15 protein-coding genes and 2 tRNA genes are annotated in these 17,512 nt (G+C 71.5%); 5 read left to right on the top strand and 12 right to left on the bottom strand.

The features are described 5' to 3' along the window. Positions 1-219: 219 nt before the first annotated feature. A complete protein-coding gene (locus ACIPLC_RS04965) occupies positions 220-2,859 on the bottom strand; it encodes a valine--tRNA ligase (protein WP_400471162.1) in 2,640 nt (879 codons plus the stop codon). 184 nt (positions 2,860-3,043) lie between these two features. Here ACIPLC_RS04965 and ACIPLC_RS04970 point away from each other — a divergent pair, with 184 nt between their 5' ends. Next, complete coding sequence (locus ACIPLC_RS04970) at positions 3,044-3,895, top strand: hypothetical protein (protein WP_400471163.1); 852 nt, start codon at positions 3,044-3,046, stop codon at positions 3,893-3,895. 93 nt (positions 3,896-3,988) lie between these two features. Beyond that, positions 3,989-4,753: a hypothetical protein gene (locus tag ACIPLC_RS04975; protein ID WP_400471164.1), complete on the top strand. Its 765-nt coding sequence runs from the start codon at positions 3,989-3,991 to the stop codon at positions 4,751-4,753. A 95-nt stretch (positions 4,754-4,848) separates the two neighbouring features. Here the strand turns inward: ACIPLC_RS04975 and clpX are convergent, their stop codons facing one another. The 5 genes from clpX to ACIPLC_RS05000 form a co-directional block, all read right to left on the bottom strand. Continuing rightward, positions 4,849-6,138 carry an ATP-dependent Clp protease ATP-binding subunit ClpX gene (gene clpX, locus ACIPLC_RS04980; protein ID WP_063347569.1) on the bottom strand — a complete coding sequence of 430 codons (1,290 nt, stop codon included), beginning with the start codon at positions 6,136-6,138 and terminating at the stop codon, positions 4,849-4,851. A 249-nt stretch (positions 6,139-6,387) separates the two neighbouring features. After that, positions 6,388-7,050 carry an ATP-dependent Clp protease proteolytic subunit gene (locus ACIPLC_RS04985; RefSeq protein WP_380651534.1) on the bottom strand — a complete coding sequence of 221 codons (663 nt, stop codon included), beginning with the start codon at positions 7,048-7,050 and terminating at the stop codon, positions 6,388-6,390. Between the two features lie 56 nt (positions 7,051-7,106). Further along, a complete protein-coding gene (locus ACIPLC_RS04990; RefSeq protein ID WP_360211667.1) occupies positions 7,107-7,724 on the bottom strand; it encodes an ATP-dependent Clp protease proteolytic subunit in 618 nt (205 codons plus the stop codon). A gap of 265 nt (positions 7,725-7,989) precedes the next feature. Continuing rightward, a complete protein-coding gene (gene tig / locus ACIPLC_RS04995) occupies positions 7,990-9,384 on the bottom strand; it encodes a trigger factor (RefSeq protein ID WP_400471165.1) in 1,395 nt (464 codons plus the stop codon). Between the two features lie 297 nt (positions 9,385-9,681). Beyond that, a tRNA-Pro gene (locus ACIPLC_RS05000) sits at positions 9,682-9,755 on the bottom strand. A 157-nt stretch (positions 9,756-9,912) separates the two neighbouring features. Between ACIPLC_RS05000 and ACIPLC_RS05005 the strand changes: the two genes are divergently transcribed. After that, positions 9,913-9,983, top strand: a tRNA-Gly gene (locus ACIPLC_RS05005). Positions 9,984-10,092: 109 nt separating this feature from the next. Here the strand turns inward: ACIPLC_RS05005 and ACIPLC_RS05010 are convergent. Beyond that, positions 10,093-10,662: a hypothetical protein gene (locus ACIPLC_RS05010; RefSeq protein ID WP_400471167.1), complete on the bottom strand. Its 570-nt coding sequence runs from the start codon at positions 10,660-10,662 to the stop codon at positions 10,093-10,095. 210 nt (positions 10,663-10,872) lie between these two features. Between ACIPLC_RS05010 and ACIPLC_RS05015 the strand changes: the two genes are divergently transcribed. Next, a complete protein-coding gene (locus tag ACIPLC_RS05015; RefSeq protein ID WP_400471169.1) occupies positions 10,873-11,664 on the top strand; it encodes a DUF6348 family protein in 792 nt (263 codons plus the stop codon). 34 nt (positions 11,665-11,698) lie between these two features. Here the strand turns inward: ACIPLC_RS05015 and ACIPLC_RS05020 are convergent, their stop codons facing one another. From ACIPLC_RS05020 to ACIPLC_RS05035, 4 genes are all read right to left on the bottom strand, one after another. Then, positions 11,699-11,896: a hypothetical protein gene (locus ACIPLC_RS05020; protein WP_063347574.1), complete on the bottom strand. Its 198-nt coding sequence runs from the start codon at positions 11,894-11,896 to the stop codon at positions 11,699-11,701. 501 nt (positions 11,897-12,397) lie between these two features. After that, the gene (locus ACIPLC_RS05025; RefSeq protein ID WP_400471171.1) at positions 12,398-13,489 is read right to left on the bottom strand and encodes a PP2C family protein-serine/threonine phosphatase; all 1,092 of its coding nucleotides are present in this window, start codon (positions 13,487-13,489) and stop codon (positions 12,398-12,400) included. A gap of 435 nt (positions 13,490-13,924) precedes the next feature. Further along, on the bottom strand, positions 13,925-14,410 hold the full coding sequence (locus ACIPLC_RS05030; protein ID WP_400471173.1) for a ribose-5-phosphate isomerase: 486 nt from the start codon (positions 14,408-14,410) through the stop codon (positions 13,925-13,927). Between the two features lie 44 nt (positions 14,411-14,454). After that, complete coding sequence (locus ACIPLC_RS05035; RefSeq protein ID WP_400471175.1) at positions 14,455-15,054, bottom strand: biotin transporter BioY; 600 nt, start codon at positions 15,052-15,054, stop codon at positions 14,455-14,457. 279 nt (positions 15,055-15,333) lie between these two features. Here ACIPLC_RS05035 and ACIPLC_RS05040 point away from each other — a divergent pair, with 279 nt between their 5' ends. Next, complete coding sequence (locus tag ACIPLC_RS05040; RefSeq protein ID WP_400471177.1) at positions 15,334-16,749, top strand: amino acid permease; 1,416 nt, start codon at positions 15,334-15,336, stop codon at positions 16,747-16,749. A gap of 61 nt (positions 16,750-16,810) precedes the next feature. Here the strand turns inward: ACIPLC_RS05040 and ACIPLC_RS05045 are convergent, their stop codons facing one another. Beyond that, complete coding sequence (locus tag ACIPLC_RS05045; RefSeq protein ID WP_400471179.1) at positions 16,811-17,443, bottom strand: DsbA family protein; 633 nt, start codon at positions 17,441-17,443, stop codon at positions 16,811-16,813. Between the last annotated feature and the right edge of the window lie 69 nt (positions 17,444-17,512).

Here is a 17,512-nt window from a genome sequence, read left to right on the forward strand (position 1 = left end):
ACTTCCGCGAAACCGCGCGGGCAAGACCGGAATGAATTCGGGCGGAATAGGACCTCACCCGGTCCAGGATGAATATTCGCCGGAAGGGAGCAATGTTGCTGGGCTATTAGGCGTAGCAAAAAGAACACCGCCGCCGCGCCCGCGCTGCGCCGGCCGAAACGCCGGAGGGGCCGCACCCCGCGCGTCGCGGAGTGCGGCCCCTCACGGACCGGTGCGGGCTCAGCCCTGCGGCAGCGCCGCGAGCTGGGCGGTGATCCGGGCGATGTCGGCCTCGGCGGCCTCCTGGCGGCCCCGGATCTTGGCGACCACCTCGTCCGGCGCCTTGGCGAGGAACGCCTCGTTGCCGAGCTTGGCCGTGGTCTGCGCCTTCTCCTTCTCGGCGACCGCGAGGTCCTTGGCGAGGCGCTTGCGCTCCGCCGCGACGTCGATGGTGCCGGAGAGGTCGAGCGCGACGGTGGCGCCGGCGACCGGGAGCGAGGCGGTGGCCGCGAAGCCCTCCTCGGGGACGGTCAGCCGCAGCAGCGAACGGATCGCGTCCTCGTGGACGGCCAGCACGGTGCCGCCCAGCTCCAGCTTCGCCGGGACGCGCTGCGCGGGCTGCAGGCCCTGGTCCGAGCGGAATCGGCGGACCTCGGTGACCACCTGCTGCAACGTGGCGATCTCGGCCTCGGCGGCGGTGTCACGGAACCCGCCGTCCGTCGGCCAGTCGGCGACCACCAGCGACTCGGCGCCGGTCAGTGCCGTCCACAGGGCCTCGGTGACGAACGGGACCACCGGGTGCAGCAGCCGCAGCGTGGTGTCCAGCACCTCGCCGAGCACCCGGCGCGCGGCGTCGGCCTGCGGGCCGCCCTTGGCCAGGGTGGTCTTGGAGAGCTCGACGTACCAGTCGAAGACCTCGTCCCACGCGAAGTGGTAGAGCGCGTCCGAGGCCTTGGCGTACTCGTAGTCGTCGTAGAGCGCGTCCACCTCGGCGACGGTGGCGTTCAGCCGCGACAGGATCCAGCGGTCCACCGCGGTGAGCTGCTCCGGCGCGGGCAGCGGGCCCTCGACGGTGGCGCCGTTCATCAGCGCGAAGCGGGTCGCGTTCCAGATCTTGTTGCAGAAGTTGCGCGAGCCCTTGACCCAGTCCTCGCCGATCGGCACGTCGGCGCCCGGGTTGGCGCCGCGGGCCAGGGTGAAGCGGACGGCGTCGGCGCCGTAGGCGTCCATCCAGTCCAGCGGGTCCACGGCGGTGCCCGAGGACTTCGACATCTTCTTGCCGAACTCGTCGCGGACCAGGCCGGTCAGGGCGACGGTCTTGAACGGCGCCTCGCCGTCCATCGCGTACAGCCCGAACATCATCATCCGGGCGACCCAGAAGAAGATGATGTCGTGGCCGGTGACCAGGACGTCGGTCGGGTAGAACTTCTCCAGATCCGGGGTCCGCTCCGGCCAGCCGAGCGTCGAGAACGGCCACAGGCCGGAGGAGAACCAGGTGTCCAGGACGTCCGGGTCCTGGTGCCAGCCCTCACCGGTGGGCGGCTGCTCGTCCGGACCGACGCAGACGACCTCGCCGTCCGGGCCGTACCAGACCGGGATCCGGTGGCCCCACCACAGCTGGCGCGAGATGCACCAGTCGTACATGTTGTCGACCCAGTCGAAGTAGCGGCGCTCCAGCTCCTTCGGGTGGATCTCCACCTTGCCGTCGCGCACGGCGTCGCCGGCGGCCTTCGCCAGCGGCTCGACCTTGACCCACCACTGGAGCGACAGCCGCGGCTCGACCACGGTGTGGCAGCGCGAGCAGTGGCCGACCGAGTGCATGTACGGACGCTTCTCGGCGACGATCCGGCCCTGCTCGCGCAGCGCACCGACCACGGCCGAGCGGGCCTCCAGCCGGTCCAGGCCGAGGAAGGGGCCGTGCACGGTGATCGCACCGCGCTCGTCCATGATGCTCAGGTTCGGCAGGTTGTGGCGCTGGCCGATCGCGAAGTCGTTGGGGTCGTGCGCGGGCGTCACCTTGACGGCGCCGGTGCCGAACTCCGGGTCGACGTGCTCGTCCGCGACGACCGGGATCTCACGGTCGGTCAGCGGCAGCTTGATGGTCCGGCCGACCAGGTGCCGGTACCGCTCGTCGTCGGGGTGGACGGCCACGGCGGTGTCGCCCAGCATCGTCTCGGCCCGGGTCGTGGCGACGACGATCGAGTCCTCGCCCTCGCCGTAGCGGATCGAGACCAGCTCGCCGGGGACCTCCTCGTGCTCCACCTCGATGTCGGACAGGGCCGTGAGGCAGCGCGGGCACCAGTTGATGATGCGCTCGGCCCGGTAGATCAGGCCGTCGTCGAAGAGGCGCTTGAAGATGGTCTGGACGGCCTGCGAGAGCCCCTCGTCCATGGTGAAGCGCTCGCGCGACCAGTCCACGCCGTCGCCCAGGCGGCGCATCTGGCCGAGGATCCGGCCGCCGTAGTTCTCCTTCCACTCCCAGACCTTCTCGACGAAGGCCTCGCGGCCCAGGTCGTGGCGGGACAGGCCCGACTCGGCGAGCTGCTGCTCCACCTTGTTCTGGGTGGCGATGCCCGCGTGGTCCATGCCCGGCAGCCAGAGCGTCTCGAAGCCCTGCATCCGCTTGCGGCGGGTCAGGGCGTCCATCAGCGTGTGCTGGAAGGCGTGGCCCAGGTGCAGGGCCCCGGTCACGTTCGGCGGGGGGATGACGATGGTGAACGGGGGCTTGTCGCTCTTGGCGTCCGCGGTGAAGTAGCCACGCTCTACCCAGCGCTCGTACAGCTCGCCCTCTACGTCCGCGGGGGTGTAGGTCGTCGGGAGGGTCGCTGCTTCGTCCCCGGCAAAGGTGCTCACGGGGCGCTGGTTCGTCGTGTCGGTCACGACGCACAGTTTACGTAACCGCAGGCCCGTGTTACGAACCGCTTTCGCTGCGCGGACGCGCCCCGCCCGAACGGCTCGGTGACGGACACCGTACGGTACCGTTCCCGGACACTCGTCCGGTTTCCGTACGGACACGGACGACACGACGACAGGCCGCGGGTGCGGCGGGGGAGCACGGACACAGATGTACGGCCAGGACCAGCAGTATCCGCAGGGACAACCGCAGGGACAACCTCAGCCATACGGGGGGCAGCCCCCGTACGGCCCGCCGCAACCGCCGCCGCCCTACGGCGCCGCGCAGCCGCAGCCCCAGTACGGCTACCCGCCGCAGGACGGCCAGCCCTACGGCGCGCCCCAGCCGCCCTACGGCGCCCCGCAGCAGCCGTACGGCACCCCGCAGGCCCCGTACGGGCAGCCGGGCTACCCACCGCCGCCGAAGAAGGGCCGGACCGGCCTGGTGGTCGGCCTGGTCGTGGGCGCGCTGGTGCTGGGCGGCGGCGGCTTCGCCGCGTGGAAGTTCCTCGGCGGTGACCAGGGCGGCCAGTACAAGGTCTCCGCGCCGCAGTCGCTGCCGGACGGCTACGTCCAGAAGTCGGCCAGGGAGGAGGCCGTCGACCCGAGCAAGCCCGAGGCGGCGAAGTTCGGCAAGAACCTCAACGCGCTGGCGGCCAGCTACAGCAAGGGCTCCGACGCGCTCGACACGCTCTCGGTGATCGGCGTCTACGGGGAGCTCAACGACCCCGACCAGATCATCGCCGACTCGAAGAAGGACAGCGGCGGGCTGACCTGGTCCACGCCGATGACGGACTTCCCCGCGAAGGACGGCCACAGCTCCTCGGCGAAGCTCGCCTGCGGTGTCGCCAGCGTCATCGCGGGCAAGGCCGGCCCCACGGTCTGCGCGTGGGCGGACAAGTTCACCACCGGCCGGGTCACCTTCAGCAAGATCAGCCTGACCGGCGACGCCCAGGGGCTCACCCCGGCCCAGGCCGCCGAAAAGACCCGGGCGATCCGCGACGCCATGGTCGTCGCCAAGTAACCCGGGCACCGTCCCCGCCACGTCACCACCACGTCCCAGCGCCGCCCGGTACCGCCGGGCGGCGCGTGGGCGTCACCGTCAGAAAGGCCCCGCGTGACCGAGCAGAACCCCTACGGCCCCCCGCCGCAGCCGGGGTACGACGCCCCGCCGCCGACCGCGCCCGGCTACGGCGGCATCCCGCCGCAGAGCCCGCCGCCCGGCTACCCGCCGGTCGGTGAGCCGGGTGCCTACCCGGGGTACGGCGCCTACCCGCCGGTGCCGCCACAGCGCAAGTCCCGCAAGACGCTCTGGACCGTGCTCGGCGTCGTCGGCGCCGTCGTGCTGCTGGGCGGCGGCGCGCTCGCCTACTTCGTCTACGACATGGCCAGCACCGCGGGCACCCAGAAGATCGTCCTGCCGGCCACCTTCAAGGACATGAAGAAGAGCGACGACCCCGAGGTCGCCGACACCATGGAGAAGGAGCTCGCCTCCAGCTTCGGCAAGGGCGACGGCAACTGGAGCCCCACCGGGGTGGGCGCCCTCTACCAGAACGCGCAGTCGGAGCCGCAGCTGGTCGCGGTCGGGGCCTACGGCAAGGTCCTGGCGCCGAAACAGGAGCTGAACCAGGCGTTCCAGGGCATCACCACCAGCGGTCAGAAACTCAGCGACCGGCACGTGGTGGACGCCGGCACCAAGGGCGGTGCGATGGAGTGCGCCGTGGCCGTCGACAGCGAGACCACGATGGGCATCTGCGCCTGGGCCGACAACAGCAGCATCGTCATGGTGATGCAGGCGGTCGAGCAGGGCACCCAACCGGACCTGGACAAGCTCGCCGCCGACACCCGCGACCTGCGCGCGGTCGCCGAGGTTCCCAAGTAGTCCGCCGGGAACCGCCGGTGGCCCTCCGCCACCCGGAAACGCCGAAGGGCCCCGCACCGGTCGGTGCGGGGCCCTTTCGGATGCGGCGGGCGCGGTCAGGCGCTCTTCTCGCGCCGCTCGCGCTTGATCATGTCGCGCGGGACGAGGGTGGGGATGGCGTGCTTGGAGACCACGTCACCGGTGACCACCACGCGGGCGACGTCCTGACGCGAGGGCACCTCGTACATCACGGACATCAGCACCTCCTCCATGATGGCCCGCAGACCACGCGCGCCGGTGCCGCGCAGGATCGCCTGGTCCGCGATCGCCTCCAGCGCGTCCCGGGAGAACTCCAGCTCCACGCCGTCCAGTTCGAAGAGCTTGCGGTACTGCTTGACCAGCGCGTTCTTCGGCTCGGTGAGGATCTGCAGGAGCGCCTCGCGGTCCAGGTTGTGCACGCTGGTGATCACCGGCAGCCGGCCGATGAACTCGGGGATCATGCCGAACTTCACCAGGTCCTCGGGCATCACCTGGCGGAAGTGGTCGCTGGCGTCCGACTCCCGCTTGGAGCGGATGTTGGCGCCGAAGCCGATGCCCTTGGCGCCGGCCCGGCCCTCGATGATCCGCTCCAGGCCGGCGAACGCGCCGCCGACGATGAACAGCACGTTGGTGGTGTCGATCTGGATGAACTCCTGGTGCGGGTGCTTGCGCCCGCCCTGCGGCGGCACCGAGGCGGTGGTGCCCTCCAGGATCTTCAGCAGCGCCTGCTGCACGCCCTCACCGGAGACGTCCCGGGTGATCGACGGGTTCTCGCTCTTGCGCGCGACCTTGTCGATCTCATCAATGTAGATGATCCCGGTCTCGGCCTTCTTGACGTCGTAGTCGGCCGCCTGGATCAGCTTGAGCAGGATGTTCTCGACGTCCTCGCCGACGTACCCGGCCTCGGTCAGCGCGGTGGCGTCCGCGATCGCGAACGGCACGTTGAGCATCCGGGCCAGGGTCTGCGCCAGCAGCGTCTTGCCGGAGCCGGTGGGGCCCAGCAGCAGGATGTTGGACTTGGCCAGCTCGATGGCGTCCTCGCGGCCGTTGCCGCCGCTGCGGCCCGCCTCGCCGGCCTGGACCCGCTTGTAGTGGTTGTAGACCGCCACCGACAGCGCCTTCTTGGCGAGGTCCTGGCCGACCACGTACTGGTCCAGGAACTCGTAGATCTCCCGCGGCTTCGGCAGCTCCTCGAAGCGCACCTCGGAGGTCTCGGCGAGTTCCTCCTCGATGATCTCGTTGCACAGGTCGATGCACTCGTCGCAGATGTACACGCCTGGGCCGGCGATCAGCTTCTTCACCTGCTTCTGCGACTTGCCGCAGAACGAGCACTTGAGCAGGTCGCCACCGTCTCCGATGCGTGCCACGAGGTGCTTCCCCTTCGCCAGGGGCCCCGCAGGGGTTCCGGGGCCTGGTGCTGTGGACCGTCAACGCCGACGGCGATCGGTCTCGCTATCCGACGGTACTCTGCCGGGCCCCTGATTCCGTCCTCTTCGCCGGGTCTGCCCTACGCCCTGGGCGAATTGATACCGAACAGATGCCGTTGCGGAGGCCGCCGACGACCCGGAGCGGAGCGCGCACGCAGGATGCGCGCCCCGCCTCGGAGGGTGCCGGCCTCAGGAGGTCAGCGAGGTCTTGCGGGTGGAGATGATCTGGTCGATCAGGCCGTACTCCAGGGCCTCCTCGGCGGTGAGGATCTTGTCGCGCTCGATGTCCTCGCGCACCTGCTCCACCGGCTTGTTGGAGTGCTTGGAGAGCATCTCCTCCAGCTGCTCGCGCATCCGGAAGATCTCCTTGGCCTGGATCTCCAGGTCGGACACCTGGCCGCGGCCGGTCTCGGTGTACGGCTGGTGGATCAGGATGCGGGCGTTCGGCAGCGCCATCCGCTTGCCGGGGGTGCCGGCGGCGAGCAGCACGGCCGCGGCGGAGGCCGCCTGGCCCATGCAGACCGTGGTGATGTCCGGCTTCACGTACTGCATGGTGTCGTAGATGGCCGTCAGGGCCGTGAACGAGCCGCCCGGCGAGTTGATGTACATCTGGATCTCGCGGTCCGGGTCCATCGACTCCAGGCACAGCAGCTGCGCCATGATGTCGTTCGCCGAGACGTCGTCGACCTGCGAGCCGAGGAAGATGATGCGCTCCTCGAACAGCTTGGCGTACGGGTCGTACTCGCGGATGCCCTGCGTGGTGCGCTCGACGAAGCGCGGGACGATGTAGCGACCCTCGGCGCGCATGTCCTCGACGCGGGCCTGGGCGGCCGACAGGCTGGGGATGTTCATGGGGGTTCTTGTCCTCCGGGGCGTTGTGGCTGTGGTCTCGTGGGCCGGGCCGAGGCTCAGGCGCCCGTGCCGCCGCCGCCGGGGACGTCCGCGGCACTGTGCATGATCGCGTCGATCAGGCCGTACTCCAGGGCCTCCTCCGGCGTGAACCAGCGGTCGCGGTCGGAGTCCCTGGTGATCTGCTCGAAGGACTGGCCGCTGTGGAAGGCGATCAGCTCGGACATCCGCTTCTTGGTGCGCAGCAGCTGCTCGGCCTGGATGCGGATGTCGGTGGCGGAGCCACCGAGGCCGGCGGAGGGCTGGTGCATGAGGATGTTCGCGTTCGGCAGCGAGAAGCGCTTGCCCTTGGCGCCGGCGGTCAGCAGGAACTGGCCCATCGAGGCCGCCATGCCCATCGCGATGGTGACGACGTCGTTCTTGATGTACTGCATGGTGTCGTAGATCGCCATGCCCGCCGAGATCGAACCGCCCGGGGAGTTGATGTAAAGGAAGATGTCCTTTTCCGGGTCCGCGGCCAGCAGCAGCAGCTGGGCGGTGATCTTGTTGGCGATGTCGTCGTCGACCTGCTGGCCGAGGAAGATGATCCGCTCGTTGAGCAGCCGGTTGTACACCTGGTCGCCCAGGCCGCCGAGCACGTCACCAGAGGCGGCGTGCGGCGCCATCGGGCCAGGCATCTGCATCTGCGGGAACGTCACTTAGCCACCTGCTCAGTCGATTTGGACGGTCGCTCCACGGCCGTCACGGTGTCGCACAGCTTCCGGGTATCACGTTGTGATTGTTGCTGTCCAAGGACCCTAACGCGCAGGCCGGGCCGCAGAATCCCTCACGCAGAACTGTTCGCTGTGAGCGCAGGGTCGGGCCCGCTCCGGGGGACGACGACGGGCCCGGACACCGTACGGCGTCCGGGCCCGTCGCAGACCTCAGGGGCTACCGGAGCACTCAGGCCCCGGTCTTCTCCTCGGCGGCGGTCTCCTCGGCGGCGGGGGCCTCGACGGTCTGGGCCGTCTCGTCCTCGTCGTCGAAGTTGATCTCGTTGCCCTCGGTGTCGGCGACCTTGGCGGCCTCGACCACGGTGGCCAGCGCCTTGCCGCGGGCGACCTCGCCGACCAGCAGCGGCACCTGGCCACCCTGGACGACCTGCTGCGCGAACTGGTCCGGGGTGAGACCCGAGCCGGCGGCGCGGCGGATGAGGTGCTCGGTCAGCTCCTCCTGGTTAACACCCAGCTCCTCGTCGGCGACGATCTGGTCCAGGACGAACTGGGTCTTGATGCCCTTCTTCGCCTGCTCCTCGATCTCGGCCTCCCACTCCTCGCGGGTCTTGCCCTGGGTCTCCAGGTAGGAGTCGATGTCGAGGCCCATCGGCTGGAGCTGGTGGTGCTCCAGGTTGTGCTTGCGGGTCTCGATCTCGTCCTTGAGGAGCTTCTCCGGGAACTCGATCTCGACCAGGCCGAGCAGGGCGTCCAGCACCTTCTCCTGGGCCTGGGTGGCCTGGTCGTACTCCTTCATGCGCTCCAGGCGCTTGCGGGAGTCGTCGCGCAGGGCCTCCAGGGTGTCGAACTCGCTGGCCAGCTGGGCGAACTCGTCGTCCAGCTCGGGCAGCTCCTTCTCCTGGACGGCGGTGACGGTGACGGTGACCTCGGAGGTCTGGCCCGCCTGGGTGCCACCCTTGAGCTCGGTGGAGAAGGTGGCGGTGCCACCGGCCTCCAGGCCGGTCACGGCGTCGTCGATGCCGTCGATCAGACGGCCCGAGCCGATCTCGTAGCTGACGCCGTTGGCGGTGCCGTCCTCCGGCACCTCGCCGTCGACCTTGGCGATCAGGTCCACGACCACGATGTCGCCGGCGGCCGCGGCGCGCTCGACGTCCTTGACCGAGGAGAAGCGCTCGCGCAGCTGCTCCAGGGACTTCTCGATGTCCTCGTCGGAGACGGCGATCGGGTCGACGGTCACCTCGATGGAGGCGAAGTCGGGAAGGGTGATCTCCGGACGGATGTCCACCTCGGCGGTGAACTTCAGGTCACCGCCATCGGCGATCTTCTCGACACCCTCGATGTTGGTGATGTCGGGCTGGCCGAGGACCTCGATCTTGCCCTCATCGACGGCCTGCGTGTAGAAGCGCGGCAGGGCGTCGTTGACGGCCTCTTCCAGCACGGCACCGCGGCCGAAACGCTGGTCGATGACGCGAGCCGGGATCTTGCCCTTGCGGAAGCCCGGAACCGTGACCTGCTGGTTGATCTTCTTGTACGCCGCGTCGAGGCTGGGCTTGAGCTCCTCGAAGGGCACCTCGACGGTGAGTCGAACCCGGGTCGGGTTCAGAGTCTCGACGGCGCTCTTCACGGTTTGGTCTCCTATGGGCTTGCGGTCAGGTTGCCTCCGCCCGTCCCTGCCGCCAGGCCGAAGCCGGTACGAAGTGGGTCGGGCGAGACGAGCGATGAGCGGTTGGAGCTGCATCTCCCGTGGGGGGTGGACGGTGAGCGTGACTCCTCGCCCTCGTGCGGTTGACCTGGGTTGAAGCCGCAGGGACGACCGCCAGCGCCCCATCCTACCGGTACCACGAAAGGCGGACGCCAGGCGCCACCGTCGGGCCCGAACAGAACAGGGCCCCGCCACGGTGGACGAGACCCTGCCGCACTGTCGGGGTGACCGGATTCGAACCGACGGCCTTCCGCTCCCAAAGCGGACGCGCTACCAAACTGCGCCACACCCCGTGGTGCCGAGAGGAAGCGTACACGTCGGGCCCTGGCGGCTCGCCGACATATTCGGGGGCGGTCCGAGGGAGCGCGCGGAGAATCCGGTGTGCGCGGAAGCGGCCGGACCAGGTACGCTGTTCCCCGAACTTCCGGCCGGCAACGACCGGGGGATCACGCGGGCGTAGCTCAATGGTAGAGCCCTAGTCTTCCAAACTAGTCACGCGAGTTCGATTCTCGTCGCCCGCTCATCGGCCCGGCCCCGGTGCGTCTCCACGCACCGGGGCCGTCGGCGTTTCCGGGCGGCCCGGCGCCCCGGCGGGGCCGGCGTCCGCGGGCGGAGTCCGGGAGGGCCGGTTCAGAGCCCGAGCCGGCCGGCCCGGGCGGCGGCCCGGTCGAGCAGCAGCCGGACGTCGACCTCCCGGGTGGTGGGGCGGTCGTTGTACTCGTCCGGGGAGTGCACCGGGCGGCCGGTCGCGTGCAGCACCTCCATCAGCTGGACCCGGGCGGTGCGGACGGTGGCCGGGGTGCCGTAGCCGTGCGCGAGGACGGCGGCCTGGGCGCCGAGCAGGCAGACCCGGCCGCACGCGTCCCACATCGCGCCCTGCAGCCAACCGTGGGCGCCGATGTAGCGGGAGGCGAGCCGCAGGTGGTCGGCGGCGCTGACCGGCACCGGGCGGGCCGGGCGGCGCAGCGCCCGGTCGAGCAGGGTGACCCGGGGGGCCGGGTGGCCGGCGCACCAGGACCGCACGGCGGTGCCGTGGGGGCAGACGTACGGCACCGGGTGGCGCGCGGAGGCGGGCAGCGAGGCGAGGTAGGCCTCGATCTCGGCGACCAGGCCGGAGCCGTCCGGGCCCGCCAGGAGCGGAGGGGGCACCGGAGGGGCCGTCAGGAGCGACGGCGGGGGCGTCGGGGCGGTGCGGGTCATGCGGGCTCTCCAGGCGGGCGGCAGGGCCCCGGCCGGCGGCCACAGGGCGGTTCCGCTTCCCAAAATGGTGCATTCAGGACATTCCCGCGACTGGAGGACCATGGAGGCCGGACGGTTTCCCGCCCGGCTGCCGGGCCGATAGCCTCGGCGGCGTTCGAGCGCAGTTCGAGCGCGAGCTCACCTGCCGCGCTCCGAGGTGGAGGAGTCCCGGTGGGTCCCCAGGAGCGGCTGGCCGTCATACAGCGCTGTGTGGTCCGGGAGATGGCACGCCTCGGACAGGAGTTCAGCGCCGACGGCGAGGTGGTGCGCGGCCCGGGAACGACGGCGGTGGCGGTGCGCGAACACCCCGGGAACGACGGCGCCGGCCACGTCGACCTCGGCTACGTGCTGCACCTGGGCCGGGCGGACGCGCCGGTGGTGTGGGACTGCGCGGCCGGCCTCGGCAAGACCGAGGAGGAGAAGCTCGCCAGCGCGGTGAAGATGTGGGCGACCACCACCGCCTCGGTGCTGGTCGAGCTGACGGACGGGCGCGGGGTGCACGCCGACCACGCGGACCACGCCGAACTCCCGGGCTGGCACGCCGTCCAGGGACCGGCGGCGGTGTTCGGCTTCGGCAACGAGCACCTGGCGGGCTGGCTCGCCGAGCACCGGGTGCTGCCGGCGCTCGCGCCCGCGCTGCGGCCGCAGTTGGCCGGGCCGGGGCCGGTCGGGGTGAAGCTCTTCCTGGGCGGGAAGGCGGGCGACGACGTCGCCGAGGTCCGGGTCGACGGCGAGGTGTCGGAGGCCGCGTCGGCGGCGCTGCGCGCGATGGACTGGCCGCGGGGCGAACGGCTGTGCTGGGCACGGCTGTTCGTGCTGTTGACGACCGAGCGGGCGGCGGCGGGGCAGGCCGCGGCGGCAGGTGCCGTGGCACCCGCACCGATGCGTGCCCCCACCCCGGCGGCGGGCCGCCCCCGGGGACTGTTCGCTCGCTGGCGGGAGGCCAGACGGGCCGGCCGGTGATCCCCTCGCGGGGGTTGCGGACGGCCCGGCCGGGTCAGCCGCCGGTGATGCCCGAGATGCTGTGGGCGAGGTTGGCCAGCAGGGAGTTGATCGAGCCCGCGACCGTGGTCTCGTGCAGCATGAAGCCGAACAGGGCGGCGATGATGCCGTGCGCGATCTTCAACTGCTTGTTGCGGATGAAGATGATGCACAGGATCGCGAACAGGACCAGCGCGGAGACGGAGAGTGCCACCCGGACTCACTTCCTCGTTTCATAGCGTGGTGCCGCCGCCCGGCGGCACCTGCGAAGCCGGACCCCGGCCTGTCCGACGGTCCCGAGGCGGAATCGCGGATCGACCGGCACACCACCGGCGAGGGAGCCCGGCGCGCTCGAACGATGTCTGTCGTGCCGCACGTGACGCCCCCTATCCCCCGAATCCTGAACAGTCCCGCCCGGACTCAGTGTGGTCGACCGTGCCGATTGCGTAAAGGTCTGACAGTCAGCCCAACGCCGATATCCTGCGATGCGAGACGAGTTTCCGCCGACCGGGACGATAGCGGAGCCGTTCTGACGAATCGTCGGCGGGGCGGCGCTGAGCGGCCGGAAGGCGGCCGGGGCCGGGTACCGGAAGCCGCAGGTCCGGTCAGTGGACGGGGCGGCCGATTTGGCCGAAGATCGGCTGCCCGGCTTGACAGCACGTGCCCGCGGCATGTGCCGATCCGTCGGGTGACGGACGGCCGGGGCGACCGGGCGTCAGTCGCGCCAGAGCAGCAGGACCGCGCGGTCGTCGTTGATGTCCCGGGCCACCGTCTCGATCAGCGCGCCCGCCGCGCCGGCCCCCGCGCCCGGACCGCTGCCGGGCACCAGCCGGTCCGCCTCCCCCATCAGCCGGTCCATCCCCTCGGAGAGGTCCCGGCCCGGCTCCTCGACCATGCCGTCGGTGCAGAGCATCAGCACGTCGCCGCGGTTCAGCCGGCCGCGCACCCCCTCGAACTTCGCGCCGTCGTAGATGCCGAGCAGCGGGCCCTCGGCCTCCTTGACCTCCCAGTGCCCGGCGCCCGCCAGCCGCTGCATCCCCGGCAGGTGCCCGGCCGACAGCAGCTCGTACTCGCCGGTGTCCAGGTCCAGCACCAGGTGGACGGCGGTCGCGAAGCCCTCCTCCCAGGACTGGCGCAGCAGGTAGCCGTTGGCGGCGGGCAGGAAGTCGTGCGCGGGCAGCGAGCCCACCAGACCGCCGAAGGCGCCGGAGAGCAGCAGCGCGCGGGAGCCGGCGTCCATGCCCTTGCCGGAGACGTCCGCGAGGACCACCTCCAGCAGCCGCTGGCCCGGGCCGGTGCGGGCGGCGACCACGAAGTCCCCGGAGAAGGACTGCCCGCCGGCCGGGCGCAGCGCCATGTCGGCGTGCCAGCCGTCCGGCAGGTCCGGCACCCGGCTCTGCACCCGCAGCCGCTCGCGCAGGTCGAACAGCATGGTCGAGCCGCCCCACCAGGGCACGCCGACCCGGGCCCGGAACTGGGCCAGCAGCAGGCCGCCCACCCCGGCGGCGCCGACCACCAGGGCCGCGCCCGGGGTGACGCCGTAGATGTAGGCCTCCGGGTTCTCGCTGGCCACCCGCTGGCCGGTGTGGATCACCGACTCGGCGGACAGGCCGAGCGCCGCCAGCGCGTACAGCACCACCAGGCTGCCGGGGCGCAGCAGCAGCGCGCCGGCCAGGATCGGCAGGACCAGCGCGGTGGGCGGGGCCCAGGCGGGGATCCAGATGTTGAGCAGGATCAGCAGCGGGACGAGCAGGGCGAGCGCGCACAGCACCGGCCAGTCGGCGGCGCCGCCGCGGAAGTAGTCCACACCGGCCGTGCGCAGCCTTCGGCGGACCCGGCGGAGCCTCCTGCGCAACCGGGCCGTCACGGGTCCGGACGCCGTGGCGGCGCCGGGCTTCGTCGCAGTCGTCTGGGGCGGTGCGCCCGGCGGTCTGCCAGCCATGGGGCCCGACCCTATCCACGGGCACCGCCCGGCGTCGACGGGCCGGACGCGGCCGGGTGCGCCGTGGCACGGGCCCGCCAGCCGGTTTCGGCCGATCGCCGCGACGGCGGGCGCGGCGTCAGGAGGCGTGCGCCGGTTGGGCGTACGAACCACACGGGCGGCGCACACGCCCCGCGCGCACCGGTGTCCGCGCGCCGCGCCCTGTGGCCGATGACACAGCCGTACGGACCCGGGAACGGCGGCGGCCGGCCGCGTGGAGCGTGCGGCCGGCCGTCGAGGGAGGGTGGACGGGGGGAGGGATCAGCCCTGCGGGTGGTGGGCCGGGATGGGCGGGAGCTCGCCGGTGGTCTCGTACTCGCTCAGCATCTCGATCCGGCGGGTGTGCCGCGGCTCGCCGCTGTAGGGGGTGTTGAGGAAGACCTCGACGAACTTGGTGGCCTCCTCCAGCGTGTGCATGCGGCCGCCGATGGAGACCACGTTGGCGTTGTTGTGCTCGCGGCCGAGCCCGGCGGTCTGCTCGCTCCAGGCCAGCGCCGCCCGCACGCCCTTGACCTTGTTGGCGGCGATCGCCTCACCGTTGCCCGAGCCGCCGATGACGACGCCCAGCGCCTCCGGGTCGGCGGCGGTGCGCTCGGCGGCGCGCAGGCAGAACGGCGGGTAGTCGTCCTCGGCGTCATAGATGTGCGGCCCGCAGTCGACCGGCTCGTGGCCGGCCTCCTTGAGCCACTCCACGAGGTGGTTCTTCAGTTCGTATCCGGCATGGTCTGAGCCCAGGTACACGCGCATGCCATGAGTGTGGCATGCGCGTGCGCCCGGGCCCGGCAGGGGGCTCACCGCTTCGCGGCGAGCTTCCAGACCAGCGGCAGGGCCCCGGCGGCGAGGACGGCCTTCAGCGCGTCGCCGACCAGGTACGGGTAGAGGCCCAGTTCGGCCGCCCGGGCGAGCGGGACGTGCAGCGACAGGGCCAGGTACGGGACGCCGACCGCGTAGATGGCGAGGCTGCCGAGGACCATGGTGACGGCGGTGTTCACCGGGGTGCGGTCGGCGCCGCGGCGGGCCAGCTCGCCGGTCAGACCGGCCGCCAGGACGAAGCCGAGCACGTAGCCGAGCGAGGGCATCGTCCAGCCGGAGGTGCCCTCGGCGAACCAGGGCATCCCCGCCAGGCCGGCCAGCAGGTAGAGGGCGAGCGAGGCGATGCCGCGGCGGGCGCCGAGCGCGGTGCCGACCAGCAGGGCGGCGAAGGTCTGGCCGGTGACCGGCACCGGCGAGCCGGGGACGTTCACCGACAGCTGGGCGGCCACGCCGGTCAGGGCGGCGCCGCCGGCCACCAGGGCCAGGTCGCGGACCTGGGCACCGAGGCGGGTGGTCGCGGCGGGCAGCAGGTCGGCGAGGACGGCGCGGCGCGGTATCGGGGTGGCGGCAGTGGCCATCGGGGGTCTCCTCCGTGGGATGCTCAGGTGAGTGAACACCTGTGAACCTACGCGGTGATCCACTGCGTCACCGCCACGGTTTCGGACAAAGCCCCACCCTCGACCGTTGTCGGAACCGGCCCATTCCGGCCCGTACCGACACTGCGTCACTACGCGATCCCGCCCCGTCACCGCATGGTCCGCATGGTGGGCCGGGGGTCGTCGTTCTTGGCATGAACAGAGGTGTCCCCGGATATTGGACAGCTCATGCCGCATTCCGCACAGTCTGGATCCATCCCTATGGCCCCCACCTCCGCGCCCCCGACGCCCGGGACCACCGACGCCGACGGTGACCCGGCCACCGGCCAGCAGCTCGCGCACGGCCTCAAGCAGCGCCACCTGTCGATGATCGCGCTGGGCGGGGTGATCGGCGCGGGCCTGTTCGTCGGCTCCGGCGCGGGCATCGCGGCCGCCGGTCCGGCGATCATCCTGGCGTTCGTCCTCTCCGGCCTGCTGGTCATGCTGATCATGCGGATGCTCGGCGAGATGTCCGCCGCCCGCCCCGCCTCCGGGTCGTTCTCGGTGCACGCCGAGAAGGAGATCGGCCCCTGGGCCGGGATCACGGCCGGCTGGATGTACTGGGTGATGCTGTGCTGCGGCGTCGCCGCCGAGGCCACCGCCGCCGGGAAGATCGTCAACGGCTGGGTGCCGGGCGTCTCCTCCTGGGTCTGGGTCGGCCTGTTCATGGTCTTCTTCTGCGCCAGCAACCTCACCGCGGTGAAGAACTTCGGCGAGTTCGAGTTCTGGTTCGCCACCATCAAGGTCGCCGCGATCGTCGCCTTCCTGGTCCTCGGCGGGCTCGGCATCGCCGGGGTGATCGGCCCCGGTGCCCCCGGCGCGACCAACCTGACCGGCCAGGGCGGCTTCCTGCCCACCGGGGTCAGCGGGCTGATCGTCGGCCTGCTCGCCTCGGTCTTCGCCTACGGCGGGCTGGAGACCGTGACCATCGCCGCCGCCGAGTCCGACGACCCCCGGAAGAACGTCGCCAACGCGGTGCGCACGGCGGTGTGGCGGATCGCGATCTTCTACATCGGCTCGATGGCCCTGGTCGTCACCCTGGTCTCCTGGAAGGACCCGGCGGTGGTCACCGACGGCCCGTACGTCACCGTGCTGCGGCACCTCGGGGTGTCCGGCGCAGGAACGATCATGCAGGTGGTGGTGCTGATCGCGCTGCTCTCCGCGATGAACGCCAACATCTACGGCGCCTCCCGGATGGCGTACTCGCTGGTCGGCCGCGGCCAGGGCCCCCGGGCGCTGGCCAAGGTCTCCGGCGGGGTGCCCCGCCGGGCCGTGCTGGCCTCCTGCCTCTTCGGCTTCGGCGCCGTACTGGCCGCCAAGTTCTGGCCGGAGACCGTCTTCACCTGGCTGATGAACACCACCGGCGTGGCCATCCTGGTGGTCTGGCTGTTCATCTGCGTGGTCCAGCTGCGGATGCGCCGCCGGCTGGAGCGCGAGGCGCCCGAGCTGCTCACCGTGAAGATGTGGGGCTACCCGTATCTGACCTGGATCGCGATGGCCGCCGTGGCCGGCATCCTCGCCCTGATGACCACCACCGAGGGCAACCGGCAGCAGCTGTACGCGGCCGGGGTGCTGGTCGCGCTGCTGAGCGCCGCCGGCCTGGTCAAGCAGCGCCGGGACGCGGCCGCCGCGCGCTGACCCCGCGACGGCACGAGGGCCCGGTACCCGGTCGGTACCGGGCCCTCGTGCCGTTCCGGCGCTACTCGAAGGACGGGCCCGCCGTACGGGTCCGCTTGATCTCGTAGAAGCCCGGGGTGGAGGCCACCAGCAGGGTGCCGTCCCAGAGCCGGGCCGCGGCCTCGCCCTTCGGGGCCGGGGTGACCACCGGGCCGAAGAAGGCGACCCGCTCGCCGTCCGCGCCCTCCACCGCGATCACCGGGGTGCCGACGTCCTCGCCGACCAGGGTGATGCCCTCCTTGTGCGAGGCGCGCAGGGCCTCGTCGTACGCGTCCGTGTCGGCCGCGTCCGCCAGCTCCACGGGCAGCCCGGCGGCCACCAGCGCCGCCTCGACCGTCTCCCGGTTCTGCGGCAGGCCCTGGTTGTGGAAGCGCAGGCCCAGCTCGGTGTAGAGCCGGCCCAGCACCTCGTCGCCGTGCTGCTGGGCGGCCGCGACGCACACCCGCACCGCGCCCCAGGCGTTGTCCAGCAGCTCGCGGTAGTTCTGCGGGAGGTCGCGGTGCTCGTTCAGCACCGACAGGCTCATCACGTGCCAGTTCACGTCCACCGGACGCAGCTGCTGGACCTCGATCAGCCAGCGGGACGTCATCCACGCCCACGGGCAGGCCGGGTCGAACCAGAAGTCGGCGGTCTTGCGCTCAGCGGCAGTCGTCACGGCTGTCGTCCTTCGTGAGGTGATAACGAGGCAGGGAGGTGTGCCACCCCCACCGCTCAACACCCGCCC

Source organism: Kitasatospora sp. NPDC086801, from assembly GCF_044745805.1.
Lineage (GTDB): Bacteria > Actinomycetota > Actinomycetes > Streptomycetales > Streptomycetaceae > Kitasatospora.

Excerpts from the sequence above, each read along its gene's own strand:
- ACIPLC_RS04970 (WP_400471163.1), top strand. The coding sequence starts at position 3,044 with ATGTACGGCCAGGACCAGCAGTATCCGCAGGGACAACCGCAGGGACAA.
- ACIPLC_RS04985 (WP_380651534.1), bottom strand. The coding sequence starts at position 7,050 with ATGAACATCCCCAGCCTGTCGGCCGCCCAGGCCCGCGTCGAGGACATG.
- ACIPLC_RS04990 (WP_360211667.1), bottom strand. The coding sequence starts at position 7,724 with ATGCCTGGCCCGATGGCGCCGCACGCCGCCTCTGGTGACGTGCTCGGC.
- ACIPLC_RS05010 (WP_400471167.1), bottom strand. The coding sequence starts at position 10,662 with ATGACCCGCACCGCCCCGACGCCCCCGCCGTCGCTCCTGACGGCCCCT.
- ACIPLC_RS05030 (WP_400471173.1), bottom strand. The coding sequence starts at position 14,410 with ATGCGCGTGTACCTGGGCTCAGACCATGCCGGATACGAACTGAAGAAC.
- ACIPLC_RS05035 (WP_400471175.1), bottom strand. The coding sequence starts at position 15,054 with ATGGCCACTGCCGCCACCCCGATACCGCGCCGCGCCGTCCTCGCCGAC.
- ACIPLC_RS05040 (WP_400471177.1), top strand. The coding sequence starts at position 15,334 with ATGGCCCCCACCTCCGCGCCCCCGACGCCCGGGACCACCGACGCCGAC.